The organism is Klebsiella sp. K5-45, assembly GCF_030128605.1.
Classification (GTDB): Bacteria; Pseudomonadota; Gammaproteobacteria; order Enterobacterales; family Enterobacteriaceae; genus Klebsiella; species Klebsiella quasipneumoniae.
On record NZ_JAKUZW010000009.1, the window covers coordinates 132,306 to 157,512 of the forward strand.

Genomic DNA, 25,207 nt, shown 5'->3' on the forward strand with positions numbered 1-25,207 from the left:
AAAAGCATCTTTTCTGTGGGATTTTTTTATTTATAATTAATCCGTTTATTTTCTGTCCGAACCCTGGGAGGTTTTTCACAGCCAGATTCAGATGCCGCGCTAATGATAAATCACAGATCTCGTTATTTTTACCGCCATGCGGAGCGATCCACAGGGGCAAGGATAATGTCTGGTTGACGAGAATTTGTTGATTAAATGTTAAAGGGACGACTTGTGGCAAATTCAATGATATTAGTTACCCAGGATCACTATCTTTTTCAAGGTGTTAAGAATTTCTTCCCTGATATCATTCAGTTAGATTCTAGCGGAAAAGCGATTTTAGATAATGAGGTTGATGAACTCTCTCTGCTGGTTGATAGCCGTTCGCCGCTTTGTCATTACGATTATCTGGTGATGGAGGCGGCACAATCCAGAAAGCGAATATGCTGTATTGTCCTCGATATGCGCCATCGGGAAGAGCATTTACTCAGCCTGAAATCGTTTTTAAACATGTCATTATCACCCGCCGATATGGCGACCTTATTTGGGCTTTTCCTGGAGATGAAGAGTAATCGGCTGACCAAAGAGTGGTTCGACAATCTGCGCTTAAGTATGACAGAGCAGCTGATGCTGCGTTTTCTTGGGGCGGGGATGACAATGGAGGAGGTGGCGTTGAATCTTAATACTTCGCTAAAAAGCCTTTACCGCAAGCGGACCGCACTTTATGAACGACTGGGGTTAGATAATTTTAATGAAGCCTGCTTATTTATCTTCAAAAATAAACTGCTGGACCAGTCCGGTCGATCGCCATGAGGGCTGGTTGTACAGGAAATGGGTGATATCGCAAGGTATGTAATGATGGAAATGTAATAAATTAAATAGATATTGATAGGTACAACCGTCGATACCGGTCGGTATCCAGGGTGGCGCCCGGCATATAATTCCGGAGCTCTTTGGAAGTAATTACCGCCATGGCGGTTTGCTATGCACAGCGATTATTATAATGAATATATTCCTTGCGCCGCAGAGGAATAGTTTTGTCATAAATTAACTTTACCATGGTATTCCGGCTCACGTGTCGGAATACCATGAGATATCGTGAAAGCATCAGAGGAGCGAGGTGGATGAGAATAAGGGACAGTATTGCGGAGCGGTTAGAAGCCTGCGGGCTCTACCGTCGGGCGGCATCCAGATGGATTGAGGTGATGCAGCGTTGTCTGGACGATGAGGACCGAGAGTGGATCCGTCACCATCGCAATCAGTGTCTGAAAAAGGCGCAACGTCCGCCGGCGCCGAAAGAGGAGTTTGCCGATCTCCACCAGGCGGCTAAAGAGACGCAATATCGCATGGGCATTGCTAAGCCTTATGGCGAAGCGTTCAGACTACCCGGCAAAGGGAAAACCGCCGCCGAATAATACCTTTCTTTATTGCGTTTGCCTGACGGCCTGCGTTTGCGCAGGCGTTTCATTGTCCGTAGGCCCACGCAAGCGCAGCGCCGCCTGGCGATATGCATCAGACGCCGTACCCGCGGTTGTGCCGGATGGCGGCATAAATGCATTATCCGGCCTACGGGTCCTCCCGCAGGCTCAAACAGCGTAGGCCCACGCAAGCGCAGCGCCGCCTGGCGATATGCATCAGACGCCTTACCCGCGGTTGTGCCGGATGGCGGCATAAATGCCTTATCCGGCCTACGGATCCTCCCGCAGGCTCAAACAGCGTAGGCCCGCGCAAGCGCAGCGCCGCCGGGCGATATGCATCAGACTCCGTACCCGCGGTTATGCCGGATGGCGGCATAAATGCCTTATCCGGCCTACGGGTCCTCCCGCAGGCTCAAACAGCGTAGGCCCGCGCAAGCGCAGCGCCGCTTGGCAGGGATCATAGAGTGGAGTTCGATGGAGAGTCCGGCTGCAGAAAAGCAAAAACCCAGCCATAGGCTGGGTTCTCTGAATAAGTGGTGCCCGGACTCGGAATCGAACCAAGGACACGGGGATTTTCAATCCCCTGCTCTACCGACTGAGCTATCCGGGCAACGGGGCGCATTAAACCGTAATCCGCCCACCCCGTCAACCAAATTTCTTAAATTACTTGTCGATTGCTTATCTTTGCGGCAATTCCGCGCTCAAAGGCGCATTTTGACTCAATATCACTGCATGCCGTTATCGCCTTGACGGCTTTTCCAGCCGCTGGTGACGGAGATAACGTGACGCAACCCGGAAATCAGGTAATCACCAATCACCTCTTCATCTTCCCGCGGCGAGCTCAGCGTGATTTCCGCATCCACGCCGTGACGATAGGCGCCATGATGGCTGAAAATGGTGCCGATATAACATTTTCCGTTCAGCCACACCGGAATATAGGCCACCGTCTCATAGATATAGTTGACGGCAACGCCGCTGTAGTAGTTGTCCGCCTCGTCGGCGGAGGTGCCGGGCGGAATGGGGCAGATCGGTGCATCGTTGTCGCTGGCGGGCTTATCTTTCAGCAGGTTGCCCTGCATAACCTCCAGCGAGCGCAGCAGATCCGCTTTATCGCCGTCGCTCAGTCTGGGGGTCAGCGGTTGGTCTTTCTCCGGGGAGCGGATGCTGTTCAGCGTATAGCGATAGCGAACCGTCACCGCGGGCGTCTGGCTGGCGGTGCTGAACGGGCGCAGCAGGTAGAGATTATCTTCGCCAAACTGGCCGTTGTACCACAGGGCATACACCTGGCCGTTGATTTTGACCCAGTGGTTCCATTGGTTAGCTCCGCGGCCATTGATCGAAAAGAGGGCGCCGGGCACCCCGGCATCGAAATCATCGCCGTTATCACTGTCGCTATCGTTGACGGCGGCAAAATCATCCTCGCCGCGCCGGAGCACCCCGGTGTAGCTGAAGAGCCCGGTGCCGCCCACGTAGCTGTCGATGATCAGATCGCGTTTGCCGTCGCCGTCGAGGTCGATAAGCGTAAAGCTGACTTTGCCGTTTTCTGAATCTGCGCTAATTGCGGAGCGCAGAAACGCCTGCCACTCGTCATCGCTGATATCCGGGGACGGTTTGCTGGTCGTCACCAGGCTGTCATCGGCGTAAGTGAGGGTGAAGTCGGTAATATGGCCGGTTAACGGAAACTGCTCGGCGACCCGGTTCAGCGCCAGTTCGGGATCGCTTTTTTGCGCCTTCAGCACCGCGTTATACAGCGTTCGCAGGGCCAGGTTATCCGCCTCTTTCTGCTGCTTCGGGATCACCTGGCTGACAAAGGTCGGCAGCATCCAGGTACCGCCCGGGGTGATTTCCCGGCACATACCGGTGCTGTACTTCAGGCTGGGAACGAAGGTCTTACCCTCCCAGACCCGCGTCTCGCCGGTTACGCAGTCGGCCATGCCCCGCTCTTTATGCAGGAAGACCAGCGTGCCGTTGGCGTAGCTGGAGGCCTCGGTAGTGAGCAGCCGCGGTTTGCTCAACTGGGCGTTATCGACCAGCCACAGGGCATAGCCGTCGTTATAGGGCGCTCGCCAGCAGAGCGCCTGCGCCAGCGAATGGGTTTTATCCAGCGCGGTAAGGGTAATCTGGCGCTCTGCCGCCGGAATGGCCGGGTTCTGCCAGTCTTCACAGCGCTGATTCAGCAGCGGCGTCAGGGAGGGCAATAGCTTCTGGCGCTGGAGCATGTTTAGCGGTACAGGCTGCGCGTTGTGGATCACCGGCGCGGCGATGATTTCCGGGGCGGGGGCGGTGGGCAAAATGGCGTCGTCGCCCGCATCGCCTTTATCCAGCAGCGCATCGGCGGTGCCGGTTCGTCGCTGAAACGCATCCATTTTACGCAGCACTTCGCGGCTGCCAGCGCTGGAAAGCAGTATGTGCTGGCCGTTAAGGGCGAATTCGATTTTACGCTGGTTCGCCAGGGCCTGCAGCACGGCGGATGTCTGATCGCTGTCCAGACGGAAGTGGCTGTCATCCACGGCATCCAGCGAGCCGAGGTCCCGGTCGTCGATCAGCAGGCTGGCGGTGGAGTCGGCGGGGATATCGTGTTCGATCTGCGCGAAGGTGACCGTGGCGGTGGGATGCTGTTCGCTGCCCGCGTTGCGGGTCAACAGCACGCTAACCTCGCCCATGCGGTCGCCGTAACCCGCCGCCCGGCAGGTGCCGGTGTTATCGCAGGCGAGCTCCCAGTCTTTTTGCGCAAAGGAAAAACCTTGCAGGGGAGCCGCCAGCAGGGGCGTAGAACACAGCCCCAGCCAGACAGCCCAGAAGAACGCGCGCATATCAATCCCTGTCAGCAATCAGTGAGGGGGAAATTATAGGCGCGACATGGCGGTTAGGATATCAGAATCAGGTTAATGCCCCGCCCATACGGCACTGGGCGAAGCGCAGAATATCTTCTGCCAGCCGCCGCGCCGTATCGACATCCGTCTGGCTACGTTTGATCAGCAGACGGCTCAGACAGCCCTCGACAATCAGCTCCATCTGCTTGGCGACCATTTCCGGATCATCCACCTCCAGCTGGGTCAGCAGCTCATGGGTGTAGGCCAGCGAAGCCTGCTTCTGCTGTTCCGCCAGCTGGTGAATCGGGTGTTGGGCATCCGGATAGAAGGTGCAGGCGGCGATAAACAAACAGCCGGGGTAACGCTGATTGCTGACGCAGGTGGTGAGTGCGCTATAGCGTGCTAGCAGCTTTTGCTCTGCGCTTAAGGTGTCGTCCAGCAGCAGCTGACGGCGCCAGGCATCCACCTGTTGGCTCAGATAGCGAAGCGCGTCATACAGCAGCGCTTCACGATCGGGCCAGAAGCGTTTCAGGTCGCTCGTCGGACAGGACACGCGCTCAGCGACCATCTCCAGCGACGTGTTGGCGATACCTTCAATTTCAAGAATTTTAATGGCTTCTGCCAGGACGTCTTCACGCAGCACGGTGTTCTCCTCCATCTTTCCTCCTAAAGTGTCGCTCACGCTTGCCAATCGCGCAAATGGGCGCTGAATGCCGCAGCATCCATAAAGCCGGTGACTCGCCGGTCGGGCTGTTCCTGACCCTGCGCGTTGAAGAACAGGATCGTCGGCAGACCGAGCACCTGCAGGCGCTTCAGCAGCGCGGCGTCTTGCGGACTGTTCTTCGTCACATCAACCTGTAATAACACGACGCCTTTCAGCGCCTGCTGCACGTCAGGTGAGCTAAAGGTGTATTTTTCAAACTCTTTGCAGGCCACGCACCAGTCGGCGTAGAGATCGAGCATCACCGGCTGACCTTTTGCCTGCGCCAGCGCCCGGTCAAGCTCGGCCACCGAGCTGACGCGGGTGAAGGCCAGGTGCGCCTGCTGCTCGAGCGCCGGGGCGCCAAACGCCCAGTCCTGCAGGGGACGGGCGCTGACCAGCGCGGCGGCAAGAAGAATGATTTGCACCAGCCGCATCCACGGCCGGGTGGCGCCCAGCGAGGTGATAAACGCCCAGCTGAAGAAGGCGATACCGAGCATTGACCACAGACGTAATCCCCACTGGTCGCCGAGTATGCGCTCCAGCAGGAAAACGGGCAGAGCCAGGATCACGAACCCGAAGGCGGTCTTCACATGGCCCATCCATGGCCCGCTCTTCGGCAGCAGACGGTTGCCAAACACGGTGACGAGGATCAACGGCAGGCCCATGCCCAGCGCGTAGAGGTACAACGTGCCGCCGCCCAGCCACAGATTACCGCTCTGGGCGATATATAACAGGATGGCGCTCAGCGGCGCGGTGGTGCAGGGGGAGCAGATCAGCCCGGCAATAGCGCCCATCGCAAAGACTCCGCCGGGCGATCCGCCCTGGCGTTTATTGCTGAGCAGCGCCAGCCGCGTCTGCAGCGAGGAGGGCAGCTGCAGCGTAAACAGGCCGAACATGGAGAGGGCCAACAGTATAAACACCGCCGACAGACCCACCAGCACATACGGGTGCTGCAGGGCCGCCTGGAACTGCAGCCCGGCGGCGGCCACCACCAGCCCCAGCGCGGTGTAGGTTAAGGCCATCCCCTGGACATAAATAAAGGCCAGCAGCAGGGCGCGCGCGGTGGAAAGCCGCTGTTTGCCGCCCAGCACGATGCCGGAAATCAGCGGGTACATCGGCAGCACGCAGGGGGTGAAGGCGATACCAATGCCTATCAGCAGCGCCCACAGGGCGGTGAAAGGCAGGCGGGCGGGGGCGTCAGCTGGCGGCGCAGAGGCAGGCGCAGGTGAAGTGGCGATCTCCGGGGACGGACGCGGCTCAACCGGCAGCGGCGGGTTGAACACCGGACGACTGCTCGTCGGCGGCGCAGGGTCAATGGTGGACGCCTGGCCATCTGCCGAAGCCGCCAGCACGGCGCTCAGCGGGATCACTTTGGTCTCCGGCGGATAACAGAATCCGGCATCGGCGCAGCCCTGCCAGGTGACGGTGAGAGTGGCGTCTTTGTCCGCCTGCTTCACCGTGACCGGAACGGTCAGGCGCTGGCGAAAGATCTCGCTTTTGCCGTAAAACTCATCCTCGTGCCACTCGCCCGCCGGCAGTGCCGGTTCGTCGAGAGTCGCCCCGGCGGCGCGGAAGGTAAACTGTTGACGATAAAGATAATAACCATCCTTGATTTGCCAGCTCAGGTTGAGGTCATGCTGTTGCTGCTGAAAGTCAAAGGCGAAGGCCTGGTCAGCAGGCACGAAGTTCGAGCGCCCCGGTGCGTCGAATAACCCGGCGGTGGCTGACGCGCTGCACAGCAGCAGGATCAGCGTAATGATGCGGTAAGCCATGAGAGGTAATCGTTGTCTCCATACGTGACGGGCAGAACCAGCAGTTCAGGGGTTTGATACGGGTGGTGAGACTTCAGGCAGTCCAGCAGCGCCTGCTGATGGGCAAGATCGGTTTTGAGCAGCATCTGAACTTCATACTCCTGCTCCAGCTTCCCTTCCCAGTAATAGAGCGAGGTGGCCCCCGGCAGGAGCGTGGCGCAGGCGGCCAGCTTTTCCGCCAGCGCTTTCGCCGCCAGATCCTGGGCGGTTGCTTCATCCGGCGCGGTACAGAGCACAACAACAGCATCAGGCGTAGTCATCATGAACCTCGTATCAGCGAAAAGAGGCACTATAGCATGCAAGATGCGGGGATATTAGCGTCACGAGCGGGGAATGGGAGGGAAACGGGCAGCGGGCCCGCGCGGGGCCCGCTGCCGACGGCATTTACAGCATAATCCCGCCGAAGATGAAACCCAGGATCACGCACAGGGTGATAGCGATAACGCCGGGGATCAGGAAGGCGTGGTTAAAGACATATTTACCAATGCGGGTTGAGCCGGTGTCGTCCATCTCCACCGCCGCCAGCAGGGTCGGGTAGGTGGGCAGGACGAACAGCGCCGAGACCGCGGCAAAGGAGGCAATCGCCGTCAGCGGGCTGACGCCCAGCAGCAGCGCGGCGGGCATCAGCGCTTTGGTGGTGGCCGCCTGCGAGTAGAGCAGCGTGGCGGCGAAGAACAGCACCACCGCCAGCAGCCACGGGTAGTTTTGCAGCAAGTCGCCGGCCACGGCCTGGATGTCGCTGATATGCGCTTTAACGAAGGTATCCCCCAGCCAGGCGACGCCGAGCACGCAGACGCAAGCGCTCATCCCGGACTTAAAGGTACTGGCATTGAGCACTTCGCCGGTGTCGATTTTGCAGGTGATGCTGATCAGGGTGGCGATGGTCAGCATAAACACCACGATCGCCTCGTTACGCGGGAGTACAGGGTTTTTGATCAGGCCGACGGTATCGCTGATGGCCGTAGCGTAGAACATCACCGCCACGATGCCGATCAGAAACAGCAGAACGGAACGTTTGGCGTGCGGCTTCAGTTCAAATACCTGGCTGCCGCGTAGACTGACTTCACCCTTGGCCAGCCGCTCCTGGTAAACAGGATCGTCTTTCAGCTCGCAGCCGAGGAAGTTGCAGACGATAGCGGTGAGCATTACCGCCAGCAGGGTGACCGGAATACAGATGGCCAACAGCATCAGGTAGCTAACGCCCAGCGGCTCCAGGATCCCGGCAAAGAACACCACCGCGGCGGAGATAGGCGAAGCGGTGATCGCTATCTGGGAGGCCACCACCGCAATCGACAGCGGACGGGACGGACGGATGCCTTGCTCTTTGGCCACTTCGGTGATCACCGGCAGCGTGGAGAAGGCGGTATGGCCAGTGCCGGCGAGCACGGTCATAAACCAGGTCACCAGCGGGGCAAGGAAGGTAATATATTTCGGGTGGCGACGCAGCATCCGTTCGGCGAGGCTGACGAGGTAATCCATCCCGCCTGCGACCTGCATGGCGGCGATAGCGGCAATCACCGCCATAATGATTTCAATAACGTCGAAGGGGATCGCACCCGGTTTAATTTGAAAAATAAGCGTCAGGACAAGGACGCCAAGGCCACCGGCAAAGCCGATACCGATGCCGCCGAGCCGGGCGCCGAGATAAATCGCCAGCAGGACAATAACCAGTTCTGCACCAAACATATATGCCTTCCTTGTTTTTTAACAAGTTGATATTGGATTGTTGTATTTTAGTAAAACTAAAAAGCAAAAAGGCATGTCATCGCTGACATGCCTTTGAATGACTATCCGGAAAGATTACTGTTCGCTTTCATCGGTATAACGCTTCGCTTTATAAGCAGGATGCATCAGGTTTTGCGCGGAGAAAATGTCATCCAGCTCCGCCGCCGTCAGCAGCCCACGCTCCAGCACCACTTCCCGCACGCTCTTCCCGGTTTCGGCGCAGATCTTGCCGACGATATCGCCATTGTGGTGGCCGATAAACGGGTTGAGGTAAGTAACGATACCGATGGAGTTATAGACGTAACCTTCGCACACCGCTTTGTTGGCGGTAATGCCGTTGACGCATTTCTCCAACAGGTTGTAGCAGGCGTTGGTCAGAATATGGATAGATTCGAACATCGCCTGGCCGATCACTGGCTCCATTACGTTCAGCTGCAGCTGCCCGGCTTCGGAGGCCATGGTTACTGTGGTGTCGTTGCCGATCACTTTAAAGCAGACCTGGTTGACCACCTCCGGCACCACAGGGTTAACCTTCGCCGGCATAATAGAAGAACCAGCCTGCAGTTCAGGCAGGTTGATTTCGTTGAGGCCCGCGCGCGGTCCGGAAGAGAGCAGGCGCAGGTCGTTACAGATCTTGGACAGTTTCACCGCCAGGCGTTTCAGCGAGCTGTGGACCATGACGTACGCCCCGCAGTCCGAGGTGGCTTCAATCAAGTCTTCCGCCGGAACGACCGGGAGGTTGCTCACTTCCGCCAGCTTCTGTACCGCCAGCTGTTGATAACCGTCCGGGGTGTTGAGACGTGTGCCGATGGCGGTTGCGCCAAGGTTCACCTCCAGCAGCAGCTCCGCGGTGCGCAGAATGCTTTTGGTCTCTTCATTGAGCAGCACATTGAAGGCATGGAACTCCTGGCCGAGGGTCATCGGCACCGCGTCCTGCAGCTGAGTGCGGCCCATCTTGAGGATGTCCTGGAATTCTACGGCTTTCGCCTGGAAACCTTCGCCCAGTTGCTTAATCGCATCGATTAGTTTGAGGATGGAGGCATACACCGCGATGCGGAACCCGGTCGGGTAGGCATCGTTGGTGGACTGACATTTGTTAACGTGATCGTTTGGGTTCAGATACTGGTATTCACCTTTCTGGTGACCCATCAGCTCGAGGCCGATGTTCGCCAGGACTTCGTTGGTGTTCATGTTTACGGAAGTGCCGGCCCCGCCCTGGAAGACATCGACCGGGAACTGGTCCATGCATTTGCCGTTATTCAGGACTTCGTCACAGGCGGCGATAATCGCATTTGCCGCGCTTTTGGGAATGGTCTGCAGCTCCTTGTTCGCCAGCGCCGCGGCTTTCTTCACCATTACCATGCCGCGCACGAATTCTGGTATGTCGCTGATTTTGCTGTTGCTAATGTAGAAGTTTTCAATCGCTCGCAGAGTATGAACGCCGTAGTAAGCGTCCGCGGGAACTTCCCTGGTGCCCAACAGATCTTCTTCGATACGAATGTTGTTTAACATGTGAACCTTCTTTTCAAGCTGCCAATGAATTCACCAAATACACAGAATATCCAGTATTCAGTATATTTTCTGGCCGACGATTATTTCCTTAACCGGCCCGGTGCCCAAGATCATATGCTGATGATAGCGAATATCAGTAAGCTTGATCACTTATTACATCGCGGGTGTGAGAAGATTTATTAATCTGTGAAATGGGTCACCGCTTTCCTATTCCTGGAAAAAATAAGCATTTCCGCTGATTGAAAAGCCGCTCAGCATCCCCATCTTAGTGGGATGCGATCAGCAAATTGATAACTACGGGGGCCGAACTCGGTGCCTGTCGATGAAGGAGACGCCGGTGCGTTGGATTCCGTTTATTGCCTTTTTTCTTTACGTGTACATTGAGATATCGATCTTTATCCAGGTCGCGCACGTGCTGGGCGTCTTTATGACGCTGATCCTGGTGATCTTTAGCTCGGTGGTGGGGATGTCGCTGGTGCGTAACCAGGGCTTCAAAAATTTTCTGCTGATGCAGCAGAAGATGGCCGCGGGCGAGAGCCCGGCGGCGGAGATGATCAAAAGCGTCTCGCTCATTATCGCTGGCCTGCTACTGTTGATCCCGGGGTTCTTTACCGATTTCCTCGGCCTGCTGCTGCTTTTGCCCCCGGTGCAGAAGCACCTGACGATGAAGCTGATGCCGCATTTGCGCTTCAGCCGGATGCCGGGCGGCGGCTTCAGCGCCGGGACTGGCGGTGGAGAGACCTTCGAAGGGGAATTCCAGCGCAAGGACGAACAGCGCGACCGTCTGGACCATAAGGACGATCGCCGCGATTAACTTTTATCGGCCCGGTCAGCAGACGCGACCGGGCCGCTTTCTTATTGCGCCTATACGCTGCCTGTCGCCAGCTTGCGTCTCGGTAAAAACAACCACAGCGCCGCCAGCATCACCAGCGCGTACAAACTCTTCCAGCCGACCATCGCCAGCAGCAGCAGACAGAGAATGCTGCCCACCGCCGCCAGCAGCCGATAGCGCCCGCGCAGCAAACGACAGCCCGCCAGCATGCACAGCAGATAGATCATGATGAAAATGCCGTTGGCATAGACGATCAGCGCGTCCAGATTGATATCGAGAAAATAGATACACAAGGTGCTGACCACGCAGGAGCCCAGCACGGCGTTGAGGGCGTTGCGCGGGATCTGCCGCGGCGACAGCCTCGCGAGGTAGCTCTGCGGCTTATGCTGCGCCTGCGACCAGACCAGGCGGGCGAAGCTCTGAATATAGATGTTAAGGCTGGCGAAACAGGCGAGATAGCCGATGACGCAGGCCACCCACAGCGCTTCGACGCCGAACAGGCGGACCACGATATTCGGTAAAGACGCGGCCGCCGCCATCTCCTCGCCAAACGCGTGGAAGTGCAACACCAGCACGGTACAGGCCCAGTAGACCGAGCCGGCAAGCAGCAGGCCTATCATCAGCGCGCGGGGAAAATCGCGCTCGGGATGTTTAAACTCCGAGGCGAGATGGGCAAAGGCTTCCAGCCCGACAAAGCACCAGAACATCACCGACAGCGCGGAGAAGAGCTGGCCGCGGTCGATCGCCGCCGGGGCGGGGAAGGGGATTTGCGCCGGGCTTATTCCGCCGCGCCACCAGACGGCGACGATCAGCGCGACAATCAGCACGGCAACCAGGGTCTGCAGGTTGGCGCTGGAGCTGGCGCCGCGTGAACCGACCCACCAGACGATGGCCAGGGTACCTAGCTCCGCCAGCAACAGCTGCGCATCATGCCAGCCGAACAGCGCCTGGCCGAAGCCAGTGGCGATGTGCAGTGCGGCGGGGAGCCCGACCGGGATAACCGATAAAAATAACCAGCCGGTGACGCTAGCCAGACGTGGGCCAAAGGCCATATCGACAAAGTGGGCCACGCCGCCCGCGCTGGGGAAATGGCGGCCCAGCAGGGCAAAGACGATGGCAATCGGAAAAACAAGGAGGATGAGCAACGGCCATGCCCACAGGCTGTTATCGCCAGCGACCAGCGCCGCAAGCGCCGGGACGGCGAAAACGCCAGTGCCCAGCAGTGAGGTGGAAAGCAACCCGACTCCCTGTCCCAGCCCTAACTCCTGTTTTAAACCACTCATGATTCCATCCTGCGCCAGTAAAAAGAAAGAGAGTATCACAATCGCTTTTCCTTATGACCGGTTGCCCGGTGACGCCGCTTTTTGCGTGCCAGCGCAAAGGTAAAAATTTTTTTTTAATTTTGCCCTTGAAGCCGGAAATGGCCATCCCCATCTCTCTCTGCACTAGCCGGTAAACCGCGTTCGGCCCGGCGTCACCCATAACTGATAATGACTTTCTCGAAGGAGAGCTATCAATGAGTATTCGTCCGTTACATGATCGTGTGATCGTCAAACGTAAAGAAGTTGAAACCAAATCTGCGGGCGGCATCGTTCTGACCGGTTCTGCAGCAGCTAAGTCAACGCGTGGCGAAATCATCGCTGTCGGTAAAGGCCGCATCCTGGAAAACGGGACCGTGCAGCCGCTGGACGTTAAAGTTGGTGACATCGTGATTTTCAACGATGGCTACGGCGTGAAGACTGAAAAGATCGACAACGAAGAAGTACTGATCATGTCCGAAAGCGACATCCTGGCAATTGTTGAAGCTTAATTCGCACGACCCTGAACGAATTTGAGGAATATAAGAAATGGCAGCAAAAGACGTAAAATTCGGTAACGACGCTCGTGTAAAAATGCTGCGCGGCGTAAACGTACTGGCAGATGCAGTTAAAGTGACCCTGGGCCCGAAAGGCCGTAACGTGGTTCTGGACAAATCCTTCGGCGCGCCGACCATCACCAAAGATGGCGTTTCCGTTGCTCGTGAAATCGAACTGGAAGACAAGTTTGAAAACATGGGCGCGCAGATGGTGAAAGAAGTTGCCTCTAAAGCGAACGACGCGGCAGGCGACGGTACCACCACCGCAACCGTACTGGCGCAGGCCATTGTGAACGAAGGCCTGAAAGCTGTTGCTGCAGGCATGAACCCGATGGATCTGAAACGCGGTATCGATAAAGCGGTACTGGCTGCAGTAGAAGAGCTGAAAGCGCTGTCTGTTCCGTGCTCTGACTCCAAAGCTATCGCTCAGGTAGGTACCATCTCCGCTAACTCTGACGAAACCGTAGGTAAACTGATCGCGGAAGCGATGGACAAAGTCGGTAAAGAAGGCGTGATCACCGTTGAAGACGGTACTGGCCTGGAAGACGAACTGGACGTGGTTGAAGGTATGCAGTTCGACCGTGGCTACCTGTCCCCGTACTTCATCAACAAGCCGGACACCGGCGCCGTTGAGCTGGAAAGCCCGTTCATCCTGCTGGCTGACAAAAAAATCTCCAACATCCGCGAAATGCTGCCGGTTCTGGAAGCTGTAGCGAAAGCGGGCAAACCGCTGGTTATCATCGCTGAAGACGTTGAAGGCGAAGCGCTGGCGACCCTGGTGGTTAACACCATGCGCGGCATCGTTAAAGTGGCTGCGGTGAAAGCGCCGGGCTTCGGCGACCGTCGTAAAGCCATGCTGCAGGATATCGCTACTCTGACCGGAGGTACCGTTATCTCTGAAGAGATCGGTATGGAGCTGGAAAAAGCAACTCTGGAAGACCTGGGCCAGGCGAAACGCGTGGTTATCAATAAAGACACCACCACCATCATCGATGGCGTTGGCGAAGAGTCCGCAATCCAGGGCCGTGTTGCTCAGATCCGTAAGCAGATCGAAGAAGCAACCTCCGACTATGACCGTGAAAAACTGCAGGAACGTGTCGCTAAACTGGCTGGCGGCGTGGCAGTAATCAAAGTCGGTGCAGCTACCGAAGTTGAAATGAAAGAGAAAAAAGCACGCGTCGACGACGCCCTGCACGCAACCCGTGCTGCGGTTGAAGAAGGCGTGGTGGCTGGCGGCGGCGTAGCGCTGGTTCGCGTTGCTGCGAAACTCGCTGGCCTGACCGGTCAGAACGAAGATCAGAACGTCGGTATCAAAGTTGCGCTGCGCGCAATGGAAGCGCCGCTGCGTCAGATCGTGTCCAACGCCGGTGAAGAGCCGTCTGTTGTCGCGAACAACGTGAAAGCAGGCGACGGTAACTACGGTTACAACGCGGCAACTGAAGAATACGGCAACATGATCGACTTCGGTATCCTGGACCCAACCAAAGTAACCCGTTCTGCACTGCAGTACGCGGCTTCCGTGGCTGGCCTGATGATCACCACCGAGTGCATGGTGACCGACCTGCCGAAAGGCGACGCGCCTGATTTAGGTGCTGCTGGCGGCATGGGCGGCATGGGCGGTATGGGCGGCATGATGTAATCGTGCGCTATACAGCATAAAAAAGCAGAAACCCCTGGCCAGCAATGGCTGGGGGTTTTTCTTTTGGTGCGCTTTTTAGTATAAGGCTTATACATAAAATCATTTAAGCTGTATCAGAGCGGCAAGCACCTTCGTATCGGAAGCGACTGACAAGCGCGACCGGGTAAGGAATGAAAGCGGCTCATGCCGACGCAGTTTGAAGGATGACAGGTTTACATCCGGGCCAGTGCGTCCAGCTCATCGATCATGGGGAATAACATGCAGGTCAAATATTTAGCAGGGATTGCCGGCGCAGCCTTACTGTTAGCAGGTTGCAGTTCCAGCAATGAATTAACCTCTGCCGGCCAGAATGTGCGTTTTGTACAGGAGAAGCCGGGCGCAGAGTGTCAGCTGTTAGGGACCGCGACGGGTAAACAGAGTAACTGGCTCTCCGGCCAGAATGGCGATGAGGGTGGCTCCATGCGCGGTGCGGCTAACGCCCTGCGTAACCAGGCGGCAGCCATGGGCGGCAACGTGATTTATGGCGTCAGCAGCCCGACGCAAAATCTGTTGTCGAGCTTTGTGCCCACCGACAGCGAGATGAACGGCCAGGTATATAAGTGCCCGAACTGATGCGCGATGCCTCTCTCTGCGAGCGTAGAGAGAGGCGTGACCGGTAGAAGAGGGTCAGGCGTTAAGCTCCGCTTTCTTCTCCAGATAGAAGGCATGCAGGGGACGCAGACACTCTTCCAGGCTGAGCATTCTTCCTGGCTGGGAAGGAATAATGGTACTGAAGATTTGGCATGGCGCCAGCGCCGTGTGCATCGCCTTAAGCTTGGGGCTTTTCTCAATAAGGCGTACTACCACGCTGTTTTCCATTTCAGATAAATGTGGCGCACTGGTTTTTACCACCGCTCCGGAGACAATTTTCTTGCCTTCGTCCGTCTCGCAGCAATAGAGCACGCCCAGATAATGGGAAAACAGGTTTAGCTTCCATTCTTCCTGGGGATACTGCTGGTAATCAATATTCGGCTGAGTAGTTAAGTCGACGCTGTAGCACATTAAAAAATCCATATTTGAACTTAAATACTGGATAAGTTCCTGATCGCCGACTGTTTTTAATGCCTGTTGAATACCGATTATCAGGGCTTCAACCTGTCGGTCATCAATAGTTAACGTCTTAATTTGCTCATCCTGAAATACCAGGATCAGCGTTGACTGCGTTTCGCCAGGTTTAAGCGTAATAGACATTATACGCCGCTCAGGAGAAGGCTGTTGTATTTCAGCCATTTCTACCGTGGGGATATGGGTTACGAGTGTTTCGTTATAAGCGATAATCTCATCTTTGTAAGCCTCGCCTTTATTTTCAAGTCGCTGAAAAATTAAGGCCATTCTACTTTGCAATATCAGAAGCAGGTCGGATAATACGGGTGCCTGAAGATAGAAAATCTCACAGGTATCATTCGCTTTCTTGACCTTAAGTAACAGCGCCAGGAAACGCTCTTCAAAAGTAATTCCTGCAGTATTAAAACCAATAAACGTTCCTTGCATAATCTTCTCCTTTATTAAGCGGTAGCCATCGACTTCGATTGTGAGAGGTCAATAACGCGATCGGCTGATGCAATGGTTGATGGCCGGTGCGCGACAATAATTCGGGTGATACTTAACGCTGAAATCGACTGATTGATGACCGACTCATTTCTGAGATCCAGGTGACTAGTTGCCTCATCCATAAACAGAATACTCGGTTTACGGTACAAAGCACGAGCGATCAGGATACGCTGCTTTTGACCGCCGGAAATGCCCAGCCCCAGTTCGCCGACAATGGTTTCGTATCCCATCGCCATCTTCATGATTTCATCATGGATGTTGCAATGTTTGGCACATTCCATTACGAATTCCAAATCGGGGTTATCATCAAAACCACTGATATTATCGATAAGTGAACCTGAAAAGAGACGATCCTCCTGAAGTACGCAGGCGATACCGAGACGATAGTTATTTAAACCAATTTTTTGAATCTCCAGATTATCCGCCAGTATTTCGCCGGAGTCAGGTGAAAGCAAACCGCACATGACTTTCAACAGCGTGGTTTTGCCAACGCCAGATGGGCCAATTAGCGCGACAGACTCGCCTGGGGCAACCGTTATATTCAGATTGGTAAAAATGGGTTGTGAAAAAGGATCGTATTGATAACTCAGGTTCCTGACTTCAAGTTTCACGCCGGTGTTTGCTGTAAACACACGTCGGGATGGAAGTTCTTTTTCCGGTTCGCTAAAGGCGATTTCAGATAGACGTTCATTATGAAGCGAGAGCATACGAAGCTGCATCACCAAATCAATGAGATTCGATGCACGTTGAGAAAACTGGCCTCGATAAGCATTAAATGCCATAAACATACCGAGCGTCATCTCATTATCAATTACCATAATGGCACCCAACCACAGTACCACCACCTGATCGATAGAGGTGATAAAGGTATTAATCCCACCAAACATCATATCAAAGCGAGTTTGCTTAATACCTGCGTTACTGGCATCAACGTTAAGATTCAGCCAATGCTGCGAGCGACGTTCTTTTAAATTTAATGCTTTGATCGTGGAAATGCCATAAAGTGATTCCATAAAGTGAGAGTTAGCACGCGCCCCTTTAACGACCTGCTCTTCCGTTACGCGCCGATAAAAACTATAGGTAGCGAAGCGCATAATCGCATAGCAGACGGTAAAGCCAATGACGACCCAGACTAACCAGCCGCCATATAATGTCAGCATGACTAACAAACCGATCGTCATTATCGAATCGATGATGCCAGTGACGATACTGTTGGTAAAAATTGAACGAATGGTATCCAGAGACGAGAAACGAGACTGGATATCACCTAAGTGTCTTTTCTCGAAAAAAGATAATGGCAAACTTGCCAAGTGATCGAATAGCGTTGTTTTCCATTGAATGTTTGTCAACGTATTCAACGTTAACGACGTCCATGCTCGGAGCATGCTAATAAACGTGCGGAATAGCGTAAAAAATATTAAACCAATACAAATAACAGAGAGTAAACTTTCATCGTGCGCCATAATGACATGGTCAGTTACTAACTGTGTACCAATAGGCAACAGGAGGCCAATCGCTTCTACCACAACAGAGAAAGCAAAGATCTTAATCAGCGCCGATTTTAAACCAACAATTTTATGCATTAAATCCAGGAGTCGTAAACGGGATTTCGCCTCCTCTTGTTGGAAGTTATGGTCAGGCCAGAGTTCAAGCGCAACGCCGGTAAAATTATTTGACATCTCACTGATGCCAATGATTCGTTTACCCAGCGCGGGATCGTGAATCACAAATCCGTTTTTCTTTACTTTTGTAAGGACTACATAGTGGTTCATTCCCCAGTGGATGATGCAGGGAAGCTTAAGCTGTTTTATTTCATCGAGGTCGAGCGCTAGCGCACGGTTTTTTAAACCAGCCTGCTCGGCTGTTTTGCTTAGAGACAGCAGTGAGGAGCCCTGTGAGGGGCTACCGAATCGTTGACGAAAATTAAATAAATCGATATTTAACCCATAATAACCACAGACCATCGCCAGACAGGCAACTCCACATTCCGATGATTCTGACTGTAGAATAACAGGCGTTTTGTTAACCAGAGAAAAATTTAGTTTTGCAACAATGGTTTTGAACAATTCGTTAGTCATGGATTGGCCCAGTAATGCTTTGAGTTATCTTATACACAGGGGTAAACATCCACATATAAAGTGGGCGCTCTTCGAGAAATACAACGGCTTGAGCCTTCAGTCCATTCGAAAGCGAAAGCGTTTTACCATTGTAATTAAAGGTTTTGTTTTCAATTTTGACAATGGTTTTATAGAGTGCCAGTTCCTGCTGGTTCGTTCCATTATTAACATTAGTGTATTCAGACAGTTCCTGTCGGGATGTCGGGACCGAAGATATTGAAAGTATTTTCCCCGGGAATTGCCCAAATTTATCGGATGGGAAAGCATCATAGCGGATGTTAATGACATCACCCGGTTTGACGTAAGGTATACTATTATTAGGTAACCATAAAATAAGATAATATTCTATATCACCAGTGGGTTTGATTTGCGCTAAACTGCTGCCTTTGTCGACCATTTGTCCTTTTGTTACAGCCAGCGATTCAATGCGTCCTTCTGTGGTTGCTTTAATAATGACATTACCATTGGCATTTGATTCAACCAACTGGTTTTTGTAATCATTAATCTGGTTTTCCTGAGATGATATTTGGTTGTCAAAATCTGCCGTTTTTGTGATTTTATCGCTATTTAACTGGGTTACCTGGGATTCCAGTTGCATTTTCTGACTGACCAAAGACTGATAGGTACTCTGTTGTTGAAAGTATAATGAATGCTGATAGTTATACTGATCTTTGGTGATAAGGCCATCACGAAGATATTTATCGTAACTGGAAAGATTATCATGCATTTTCTTTAAACCAGTCTGCGCATTAACCAGCATGCGGTTAGTTTCTTTTAACGAATCATTGATGGTTTTTAGCTGTTTATCTAAAGATAAGCGAGTTTCTTCTTTATTATGAGAAAGTTTGGTGATGATATCTTCAGCGTTCGCAATCTTTTCATTAATGACTTCTATTTGCGCCGTACTGACGTTGCCTGTTGTTGTATTTCGGGAGATGTCAATTTCATATAAAGACTGTCCTTTGGCGACAAGGTCACCGACTTTTGCATATTGGGAAATAACAAACCCTTGCTGTGGCGCATAAACATTGACAGAATGAGGTAAAGTAATAACTTCCCCGCGAACATCAATGCGTTGGGTAAAGGTACAAAATATTGTGGTGGTTATTAGAATGGCTAAAAAGGCAAAAGAAAGTAATGCAATAAGCCATGCCGGAAGCCCTGCTAGCAGCAACGCCTTTCCTTTCCAGTGATGCTTTTTGTATTCGATCGCTTCCTTGCGATAGATTTTTCTTAACATAATTATCACTTACATAATGAAATGAAAAGGCCCGATATTTCAGGCCCTATTTACTTAGTAAAGAATGTCAACAAAACGTTGAGCAAACAGCTGAGGCGTAAATTAATTGCTCCAGAAGTTTAATGTGCCATCATAAACGGCATCCATTACACCTGTTGCATAATGCAGCGTCATATCCCAGCCAACGATACCCGCAGCAATACCAAAGCAGACGCCACCGAGAATAACCCCGGCAATCATTCCTACACCCTGGCCAATCGAGCCGATACCAAAGATACCGCCGCTTACGCCGCCCCAACGTCCAGCGTAACCTGTACCAAAAATCGCCCCCAGAGAGGCGCCCAGAGCGATGGCGCCTACTTCTTTAGCAGCCCAGGTCATAATATCGGTAAGAGTATCAGTCAGCGCGCCGCCAGAAATCTCTTCCATTTCAAATACAGTTAATTGATGCATGATTAGTCCTTTAACTAAAATTAAAATTATATGTTCATTCCAGACCGGAAGTTGGTCCGCAGAGAAGATAGTCGTTGCTGTAGTATGAATCAACTCAACTTAATGTGAATTGTTGATGAAATTTCAGATTCATTCTGAATCTAATCTAATCTAATTATTTTATAGATTCACAAAGCAATATTAATTTTAGCAAGTTAAATTAAGCTATTATTATGGACGTGACTCAAATGTAGTGCATTACTTTCATCCGTATATATCATAATGCTTTTGATTATGTATGGAAAAATAAAAAAGGTGGATATCATTATCCACCTTTTATGAGATTATGGTTCTCTTTATTCTTCCTGAACTACTACCTCAAGTATCGCTTTTACATGCCCGGCCGAGACTTCAGCGCTGTTGTCGCTCATTCGGTAATAATCGGCGGTAAAGTTAATTTTTTGCGATGCTTGAGCGCTGGCAATACTGTAGGTCTCTGCGTCATAAAATATAACGGGACTATTGTCTTTTTTGAAGATAATGCCAACGTTGCTTGCTGCTCCGCCTCCTGTTAGCAGATTATCGATGATGCCATTCCCCGCAGGACTGGTGCCACTAACTGGGTTAAACCAATAGTAAAGTTTATTACCAATTGAACCCGCTGGGCATGAAACGTCCATTGTGATAGTTTTCTGTGATGGGGTTGTGCCACCCCGAGGGATTGACATTAATGTATTTTTTTCAATTGTATTTAAGGTGATTTGGCTCGGTCCAGACACAGAAATATCACAGGAGGTCGCCTTATAAGAAATACTCTTGAATTTCAGAGACGCAGTCATTAACAGACGATCTGACGCCCTGGGGTTGGTGCTTAAGTTACCCGCTGAGAATTTAAATACCGGATTGGTACTGACGCCGGATGTATCAATGACAGGTTTTGTTTTTATTAACCATACTGTCATAAATCTGTAGTCATCATTCGACTTTAAAATTGGCACAATCGTAGATTGTGCCACTGCGGGTTTAATTGAACCATGCTTGCTGTCCAGAATATCTGAAAACTGAAAACCAATACCATCAATCCCCGTTTCATAGACCGGTTTTCCCATTATACCCGTGACACCAGAGACCTCGGGTGCGGATGAGGTAATGATATACTGATCACCCATTATCTTGCTGCATTCAAAGGTTTTATAGTGTCCGGTACCAACTTTTTTGGTATACAAAACTGTACCAACGGGTATTGTTGGATCCGTTGCGATTTTAGGACTTAAGTTAAATACTGCTTGCCCATCGGAACCATCATAATCGCATTTGGCAGCTGCTTCACAACAACATAATAATATAGATAGAAAAATCAGTGTTTTTCTCATTCTTTATTGTCCTTGGTCAATATTAGCGACAAATTGTTTCGATTTGACTGATGCCAGCCGCTTTGCCTTCCCTGGCCGGTAAAGTAAAGGAAGCATTGCACTGCTGCGCCGCGCTTTTGCCCCATTGCACGTTAAGTATTCCGGTTTGCTGCAGGCCGGACATATAGACCATCCCGGCGTCGCTGACGATGCCTGGCTGTGCCTGGCTGCTCCCGGCGAGTAACACCATCGCACCATAAGGTACGTCCTGGCCGCTGGCCGTTTTCAGATGGACAAATGCGCGCTGGCCGATATTACCGGCATAATTGGCCCGCACGATGGCGCCGCGTGTCGGAACGACGCTCTGCGTGGTTTCCGGAAGCTCCATATCTTCGCCAAGCGAAGTACTATCGAGGGTGATATCGGTGCGACGATAAGGCGTGACATAAGGTACGATGGCGTAACCACGATAGTCGGTGGTGATGGTGTTATCGTTGGCCAGCTTGACGTTATCCAAACCTGGGGCCTTAACCAGTACGGCGGCATCGGTGATGTCCTGACCAAGCGTGACCCCATCGGCATGAGCGACAATGCTGCCGTTGGCGCCATAGTCTATACGCTCGCTACCGCGATCGTAGCTGTAACCGGCATTGACGCTGCCGCGGGCGCCGTTATAGGTCGCGCGCATATCGCCGCTGTAATATTCCCGGTTGCTGTACCCCTGCTGAAGACTCCACTCCAGGCTATCGTTATCCAGTCCGACGCCGCCGATGGAAACGGACTGATCGGTAGACCCCGGATTACTGTTGGTTAACTGATAACTGGTATAGGTGCCCGGTAGCCAGTTGCTCAGCGGCAGCGTGACGGTCAGCGAGATACGCTGATCGTCCTGGGCGTCTTTCCCGGAGTTATTCCCGCTCCAGGTATAGCGGTTATAGCTGTACCCGAGGTAATAGTTTACATTGCGGAAGCCACCGTTGTACCCCACGCTGATCGACTTGTTGGTGCGCTTATCGTCCCAGTAATCTTCAATCAATCCACTGATAGACAGACTGCCGAGGCCTTTACCCAGGCTTTGATTCAGCGTCAGATTGGTGCGGTTGCGCAGCGAGCGAGGAGTATACTTGCCATCATTAGAATAGCTATCTAACACTTCAGAGAGGGTATTAAATCCGCGGGTGGAATAGCGGTAGCCAGCGATAGTCACGTTTGTACCGGTTTCGATAATATTTTTCCCGTAACGGACACGCCATGACTGCCCAGAGGTCTTTTCGTCGTCTTTCATTTTTGACCAGGCCAGGGTGACGTCTGCCGAGGCGGCGCCAAGCTCGCCGAGGTTATAGCCGAGGCCTGTTGACAGCGCCTGATAGCGCGATGCGGCCTGCACCCCGCCATAAAGCGTCAGGCTGCTGGAGACACCGTAGGTCGCGGTAGCTTGCGTAAAGGGCGTTTCATCGACCCCGCCGTCGTAAGGACGATATTTACCAGACGTAATTTCATATTCCAGCTGATCTTCACGGACCATCACCGGCAGCGTAGCGAACGGTACGACGAACTCCTGCTTAGAACCGTCGGACTCTTCCACGGTGACGTAAAGGTCGCCGCTACCGCCGCTCGGGTACATATCGGTGATTTCAAACGCGCCAGGCGCCACGTAGGTCTGGTATACCTGGTAGCCGTTTTGTTTAATGAAGACACGGGCGTTGGTTTTGGCGATACCACGGATAATCGGCGCATAGCCGCGCATACTTTCCGGCAACATTGATGTATCGGTGGCCAGTTGAATACCGGTAAACGGTACACTGTCAAAGATGCCTGAGAGTGACGAGCTCTCGCCCATCACCAGATTACTGTTGATGGGACGAATGCTGCGCTGCATGTAGAGATAGGCTGAGTCCCAATCACCCGCATCGCCGTTGTTTTTATTCCAGGTGCTGAGGTTACGGATACGCCATGGGCCAACGTTGAGGCCAGACTGCAGGTTCAGGCTGTAGTATTCGTCATTGGCCTGCATGTCGTTTGAGCCGCTGAACTGATAGTTCACCAGCAGGGCGTTGATGCCGTCATCAAACTGATCCGGTGGAATATATCCCTGCGCGGTGGTAGATAGTGCCGCCTGCGGAATGGATATATTCAAGCGCTGGACGGTAAAGTCGAAATCCGCTTTGGTATCCGGGATGACTGAAAGATTGGCGCAGCCGTTTTTATCCTCGACCAGTTCGGGAAAGGCTTTAACCCGTACGCCATACTCTGCCAATGTTTTCAGGCTCAAACAGGGCACCAGGGCGGGCTCTCGATTATTCCCAGTGGCACGGCTATTCGCAACAAACTTCATTGTCCTGGTATCCAGATAGCGACCATTAAACATGATATCTACCCGATAATCCCCTGGCGCCTGTGCGTTCTGCGTCTGGAAAATAGATAAGTCGGGAGTGGTTGATGGATCGCTACCATTCAATGAGCTAATGAATGAGGGATCGAAAAAGTCACGTGCTTGCGCTTTATTATTCAAACCAGAAAGCAATGCCGGAAGCATTGCGAGGAAGACCGCGGATAGTTTGAATAATCCATTATTCTTATTTGGCATAGACACATCCCTATAATGATAAAATAAAATTCTTATTACAGCGATGAGGAATAGAGCGATCCTGCTCCGCCATAATCATTAACTACTTTCCAGTTGACGCTGGAGGCATTGATATTTTCTTTTAATGTCACTTCTTTGGTCGTCATTGGAGCGACCGAGTTGACTTCCGGCTTCACTTCTTTGCTACCAATCTGAACACTATGGAAATAGAAGAAAAACGGTGTCGGATTTTTAATCGTCAGTTTTGTGCCTGATTTCCGCCATTCGAGTTTTTTGGCTTCAATGTTTGGAGAAAGGTCGAAAAGTGCTTTTGGACGATAGACCAGACGCATGCGGTGGCGGACCGCCAGTTGAATAGTATTGGCGTTGGCTTTCTCATCGTCCGCCGGCGGGATGGCCATCACGTTAAAATAGTATATGGATTCCCGGTCGTTCGGGGCATTGACGTTTCCGGTAGAAAATAGACGCACGGTATTCTGCTGCTTACCCTCAAGGCGGAATAACGGAGGTGTAGCCATAAAAGAGGGCGTTTTCCCTGCCGGCGCTTCAACCCAGGATTTAATCAGATAAGGGATGTCATCTTTATTTTCGATTTGCGCGGTGATTTCACGCGCACCTTCTTTATAGAGGTAGCGTGTGGATTCAATCACAATACCAGCATGGGCAATACTACTGAGGAGTAATGCACAGGATGCGGTGATATTTAATAAGTTCCTGAACATGGTTTTTCTCTGAATGCGAAAAAGGGCCCGCTGTGAAGCGGAGCCCTTCGGGGAAAAATTAGAGGGTATAATCGATAGTAAAGGTCGCAACACCTTTAACCGGACCTTCGGTAACCGGAGTCGCGGAGTTCACTTTCACATAACCAGTGGTGTACTTCAGCTGAGTGCCGCCAGCTGCAGTGTAGCTTTCGGTCATGAGGTCAGAACCGTCGAAGCCTACGCGGTGAGCATCACGTACGCGCTGGATACCGATACCAATGCCGGTAGCGCCGCCAGGTGCGGTGTTGTCCAGGATGTTAGCGTTGCTGGAGGCACCGGTCACATTGACGGTTACAGCAGTAACCGGAGTGGCGCTACCCTGTGCGCAGTCTTTCACGTCAAAACCGAAGTCCTGAGTTTTAAACAGAGCACCAGCCGCTTCAGCATTCGCTTCGGTAGTGGTCACGGTCATCAGCTGAACGATACCGTTGTTCAGGGTACCCGTCGGAGTCACGACGCAAGAGTTAGCTGCATCAGAGACTTCACCCAGTACAGTTACCTGAGCGGTGTTGGTTGCCATTACCTGAGCACTCAGAACTGCAGAAGCAGCGACCATTACAGCTACGATTGTCTTTTTCATTTAATTAATCCATATATAGATACTTAGTCCTGTGTAGAATCGATAACAGTTATCATGGGAATGGAGTATACATTCCTATTGATATTGAAAATAAGCGCCAGCATTCCTTATATAGTGCTGAAACCTACCTTCCTGTGAACGACGCTACAATATCACTTGCCATAGCGAACCATGGAGAAGCGGGGGTAATTTAAAAGTCTGGTGCAAAAAATGCTTGTGAATTCTTGATGAAGCACACGTGAATTTAATAATGACCTTTTC

Annotated in this window: 21 protein-coding genes and 1 tRNA gene; 6 read left to right on the forward strand and 16 right to left on the reverse strand. The window is 52.4% G+C overall.

Features of this window, described 5'->3' with window-relative positions:
• Nucleotides 1-225: 225 nt before the first annotated feature.
• Both MKS11_RS19485 and MKS11_RS19490 read left to right on the forward strand, forming a co-directional pair.
• Complete coding sequence (locus MKS11_RS19485; protein ID WP_004206400.1) at nt 226-792, forward strand: LuxR family transcriptional regulator; 567 nt, start codon at nt 226-228, stop codon at nt 790-792.
• Between the two features lie 311 nt (nt 793-1,103).
• Complete coding sequence (locus MKS11_RS19490; RefSeq protein ID WP_004153693.1) at nt 1,104-1,394, forward strand: PerC family transcriptional regulator; 291 nt, start codon at nt 1,104-1,106, stop codon at nt 1,392-1,394.
• Between the two features lie 537 nt (nt 1,395-1,931).
• On the opposite strand, the gene MKS11_RS19495 is transcribed toward MKS11_RS19490, so the two are convergent.
• The 7 genes from MKS11_RS19495 to aspA all read right to left on the reverse strand — a co-directional run bounded on the left by MKS11_RS19495 (nt 1,932) and on the right by aspA (nt 9,961).
• Nucleotides 1,932-2,007: transfer RNA gene (locus tag MKS11_RS19495), tRNA-Phe, on the reverse strand.
• A gap of 115 nt (nt 2,008-2,122) precedes the next feature.
• On the reverse strand, nt 2,123-4,210 hold the full coding sequence (locus MKS11_RS19500) for a DUF1176 domain-containing protein (protein WP_087771135.1): 2,088 nt from the start codon (nt 4,208-4,210) through the stop codon (nt 2,123-2,125).
• Nucleotides 4,211-4,277: 67 nt separating this feature from the next.
• On the reverse strand, nt 4,278-4,853 hold the full coding sequence (locus MKS11_RS19505; protein ID WP_032426201.1) for a transcriptional regulator: 576 nt from the start codon (nt 4,851-4,853) through the stop codon (nt 4,278-4,280).
• A 35-nt stretch (nt 4,854-4,888) separates the two neighbouring features.
• The gene (locus MKS11_RS19510) at nt 4,889-6,685 is read right to left on the reverse strand and encodes a protein-disulfide reductase DsbD (protein ID WP_004206403.1); all 1,797 of its coding nucleotides are present in this window, start codon (nt 6,683-6,685) and stop codon (nt 4,889-4,891) included.
• Nucleotides 6,661-6,984: a divalent cation tolerance protein CutA gene (cutA, locus tag MKS11_RS19515; protein WP_004206404.1), complete on the reverse strand. Its 324-nt coding sequence runs from the start codon at nt 6,982-6,984 to the stop codon at nt 6,661-6,663. Before cutA ends, MKS11_RS19510 begins: the two co-directional genes overlap by 25 nt.
• 124 nt (nt 6,985-7,108) lie before the next feature.
• The gene (locus tag MKS11_RS19520) at nt 7,109-8,410 is read right to left on the reverse strand and encodes an anaerobic C4-dicarboxylate transporter (RefSeq protein WP_017900073.1); all 1,302 of its coding nucleotides are present in this window, start codon (nt 8,408-8,410) and stop codon (nt 7,109-7,111) included.
• Between the two features lie 114 nt (nt 8,411-8,524).
• Complete coding sequence (aspA, locus tag MKS11_RS19525; RefSeq protein ID WP_002885424.1) at nt 8,525-9,961, reverse strand: aspartate ammonia-lyase; 1,437 nt, start codon at nt 9,959-9,961, stop codon at nt 8,525-8,527.
• Nucleotides 9,962-10,298: 337 nt separating this feature from the next.
• Between aspA and MKS11_RS19530 the strand changes: the two genes are divergently transcribed.
• Nucleotides 10,299-10,775, forward strand: a complete 477-nt coding sequence (locus MKS11_RS19530; RefSeq protein ID WP_004206407.1) for an FxsA family protein — start codon at nt 10,299-10,301, stop codon at nt 10,773-10,775.
• A gap of 50 nt (nt 10,776-10,825) precedes the next feature.
• On the opposite strand, the gene yjeH is transcribed toward MKS11_RS19530, so the two are convergent.
• Nucleotides 10,826-12,076 (reverse strand): L-methionine/branched-chain amino acid transporter, encoded by a 1,251-nt coding sequence (yjeH, locus tag MKS11_RS19535; protein WP_004206408.1) that lies wholly within the window; start codon nt 12,074-12,076, stop codon nt 10,826-10,828.
• Between the two features lie 233 nt (nt 12,077-12,309).
• On the opposite strand from yjeH, the gene MKS11_RS19540 reads away from it, so the two are divergent.
• From MKS11_RS19540 to MKS11_RS19550, 3 genes are all read left to right on the forward strand, one after another.
• Entirely contained in the window at nt 12,310-12,603 is a 294-nt protein-coding gene (locus MKS11_RS19540) for a co-chaperone GroES (protein WP_004152420.1), read from the forward strand.
• 37 nt (nt 12,604-12,640) lie between these two features.
• Nucleotides 12,641-14,287: a chaperonin GroEL gene (groL, locus tag MKS11_RS19545; RefSeq protein WP_002885441.1), complete on the forward strand. Its 1,647-nt coding sequence runs from the start codon at nt 12,641-12,643 to the stop codon at nt 14,285-14,287.
• Nucleotides 14,288-14,545: 258 nt separating this feature from the next.
• On the forward strand, nt 14,546-14,899 hold the full coding sequence (locus MKS11_RS19550) for a DUF4156 domain-containing protein (RefSeq protein ID WP_004206410.1): 354 nt from the start codon (nt 14,546-14,548) through the stop codon (nt 14,897-14,899).
• A 54-nt stretch (nt 14,900-14,953) separates the two neighbouring features.
• Here MKS11_RS19550 and yjeJ read toward each other — a convergent pair whose 3' ends face one another.
• From yjeJ to MKS11_RS19590, 8 genes are all read right to left on the reverse strand, one after another.
• On the reverse strand, nt 14,954-15,817 hold the full coding sequence (gene yjeJ, locus MKS11_RS19555) for a YjeJ family protein (RefSeq protein ID WP_044525175.1): 864 nt from the start codon (nt 15,815-15,817) through the stop codon (nt 14,954-14,956).
• A 14-nt stretch (nt 15,818-15,831) separates the two neighbouring features.
• The gene (locus tag MKS11_RS19560; protein ID WP_044525176.1) at nt 15,832-17,955 is read right to left on the reverse strand and encodes a peptidase domain-containing ABC transporter; all 2,124 of its coding nucleotides are present in this window, start codon (nt 17,953-17,955) and stop codon (nt 15,832-15,834) included.
• Complete coding sequence (locus tag MKS11_RS19565; protein ID WP_023291696.1) at nt 17,948-19,234, reverse strand: HlyD family secretion protein; 1,287 nt, start codon at nt 19,232-19,234, stop codon at nt 17,948-17,950. The genes MKS11_RS19560 and MKS11_RS19565 overlap by 8 nt, the downstream gene beginning before the upstream one ends.
• Nucleotides 19,235-19,336: 102 nt before the next feature.
• Nucleotides 19,337-19,687, reverse strand: coding sequence for a hypothetical protein (locus MKS11_RS19570; RefSeq protein WP_043519271.1), 351 nt, complete (start codon nt 19,685-19,687; stop codon nt 19,337-19,339).
• A gap of 335 nt (nt 19,688-20,022) precedes the next feature.
• On the reverse strand, nt 20,023-21,039 hold the full coding sequence (locus MKS11_RS19575) for a fimbrial protein (RefSeq protein WP_043519272.1): 1,017 nt from the start codon (nt 21,037-21,039) through the stop codon (nt 20,023-20,025).
• A 22-nt stretch (nt 21,040-21,061) separates the two neighbouring features.
• Nucleotides 21,062-23,605: a fimbria/pilus outer membrane usher protein gene (locus MKS11_RS19580; protein ID WP_284109658.1), complete on the reverse strand. Its 2,544-nt coding sequence runs from the start codon at nt 23,603-23,605 to the stop codon at nt 21,062-21,064.
• 35 nt (nt 23,606-23,640) lie between these two features.
• Nucleotides 23,641-24,327, reverse strand: coding sequence for a molecular chaperone (locus tag MKS11_RS19585; protein WP_004206417.1), 687 nt, complete (start codon nt 24,325-24,327; stop codon nt 23,641-23,643).
• A 58-nt stretch (nt 24,328-24,385) separates the two neighbouring features.
• Nucleotides 24,386-24,946: a fimbrial protein gene (locus MKS11_RS19590; protein WP_004206418.1), complete on the reverse strand. Its 561-nt coding sequence runs from the start codon at nt 24,944-24,946 to the stop codon at nt 24,386-24,388.
• Nucleotides 24,947-25,207 lie beyond the last annotated feature (261 nt).

Bases quoted from the DNA above. Each gene is read 5' to 3' on its own strand.
- MKS11_RS19485 (WP_004206400.1), top strand. From the start codon at position 226: ATGATATTAGTTACCCAGGATCACTATCTTTTTCAAGGTGTTAAGAAT.
- aspA (WP_002885424.1), bottom strand. From the start codon at position 9,961: ATGTTAAACAACATTCGTATCGAAGAAGATCTGTTGGGCACCAGGGAA.
- yjeH (WP_004206408.1), bottom strand. From the start codon at position 12,076: ATGAGTGGTTTAAAACAGGAGTTAGGGCTGGGACAGGGAGTCGGGTTG.
- MKS11_RS19490 (WP_004153693.1), top strand. From the start codon at position 1,104: ATGAGAATAAGGGACAGTATTGCGGAGCGGTTAGAAGCCTGCGGGCTC.
- MKS11_RS19565 (WP_023291696.1), bottom strand. From the start codon at position 19,234: ATGTTAAGAAAAATCTATCGCAAGGAAGCGATCGAATACAAAAAGCAT.
- MKS11_RS19590 (WP_004206418.1), bottom strand. From the start codon at position 24,946: ATGAAAAAGACAATCGTAGCTGTAATGGTCGCTGCTTCTGCAGTTCTG.
- MKS11_RS19500 (WP_087771135.1), bottom strand. From the start codon at position 4,210: ATGCGCGCGTTCTTCTGGGCTGTCTGGCTGGGGCTGTGTTCTACGCCC.
- MKS11_RS19550 (WP_004206410.1), top strand. From the start codon at position 14,546: ATGCAGGTCAAATATTTAGCAGGGATTGCCGGCGCAGCCTTACTGTTA.
- MKS11_RS19520 (WP_017900073.1), bottom strand. From the start codon at position 8,410: ATGTTTGGTGCAGAACTGGTTATTGTCCTGCTGGCGATTTATCTCGGC.
- MKS11_RS19540 (WP_004152420.1), top strand. From the start codon at position 12,310: ATGAGTATTCGTCCGTTACATGATCGTGTGATCGTCAAACGTAAAGAA.
- MKS11_RS19510 (WP_004206403.1), bottom strand. From the start codon at position 6,685: ATGGCTTACCGCATCATTACGCTGATCCTGCTGCTGTGCAGCGCGTCA.
- MKS11_RS19585 (WP_004206417.1), bottom strand. From the start codon at position 24,327: ATGTTCAGGAACTTATTAAATATCACCGCATCCTGTGCATTACTCCTC.
- cutA (WP_004206404.1), bottom strand. From the start codon at position 6,984: ATGACTACGCCTGATGCTGTTGTTGTGCTCTGTACCGCGCCGGATGAA.
- groL (WP_002885441.1), top strand. From the start codon at position 12,641: ATGGCAGCAAAAGACGTAAAATTCGGTAACGACGCTCGTGTAAAAATG.
- MKS11_RS19570 (WP_043519271.1), bottom strand. From the start codon at position 19,687: ATGCATCAATTAACTGTATTTGAAATGGAAGAGATTTCTGGCGGCGCG.
- yjeJ (WP_044525175.1), bottom strand. From the start codon at position 15,817: ATGCAAGGAACGTTTATTGGTTTTAATACTGCAGGAATTACTTTTGAA.
- MKS11_RS19575 (WP_043519272.1), bottom strand. From the start codon at position 21,039: ATGAGAAAAACACTGATTTTTCTATCTATATTATTATGTTGTTGTGAA.
- MKS11_RS19580 (WP_284109658.1), bottom strand. From the start codon at position 23,605: ATGCCAAATAAGAATAATGGATTATTCAAACTATCCGCGGTCTTCCTC.
- MKS11_RS19560 (WP_044525176.1), bottom strand. From the start codon at position 17,955: ATGACTAACGAATTGTTCAAAACCATTGTTGCAAAACTAAATTTTTCT.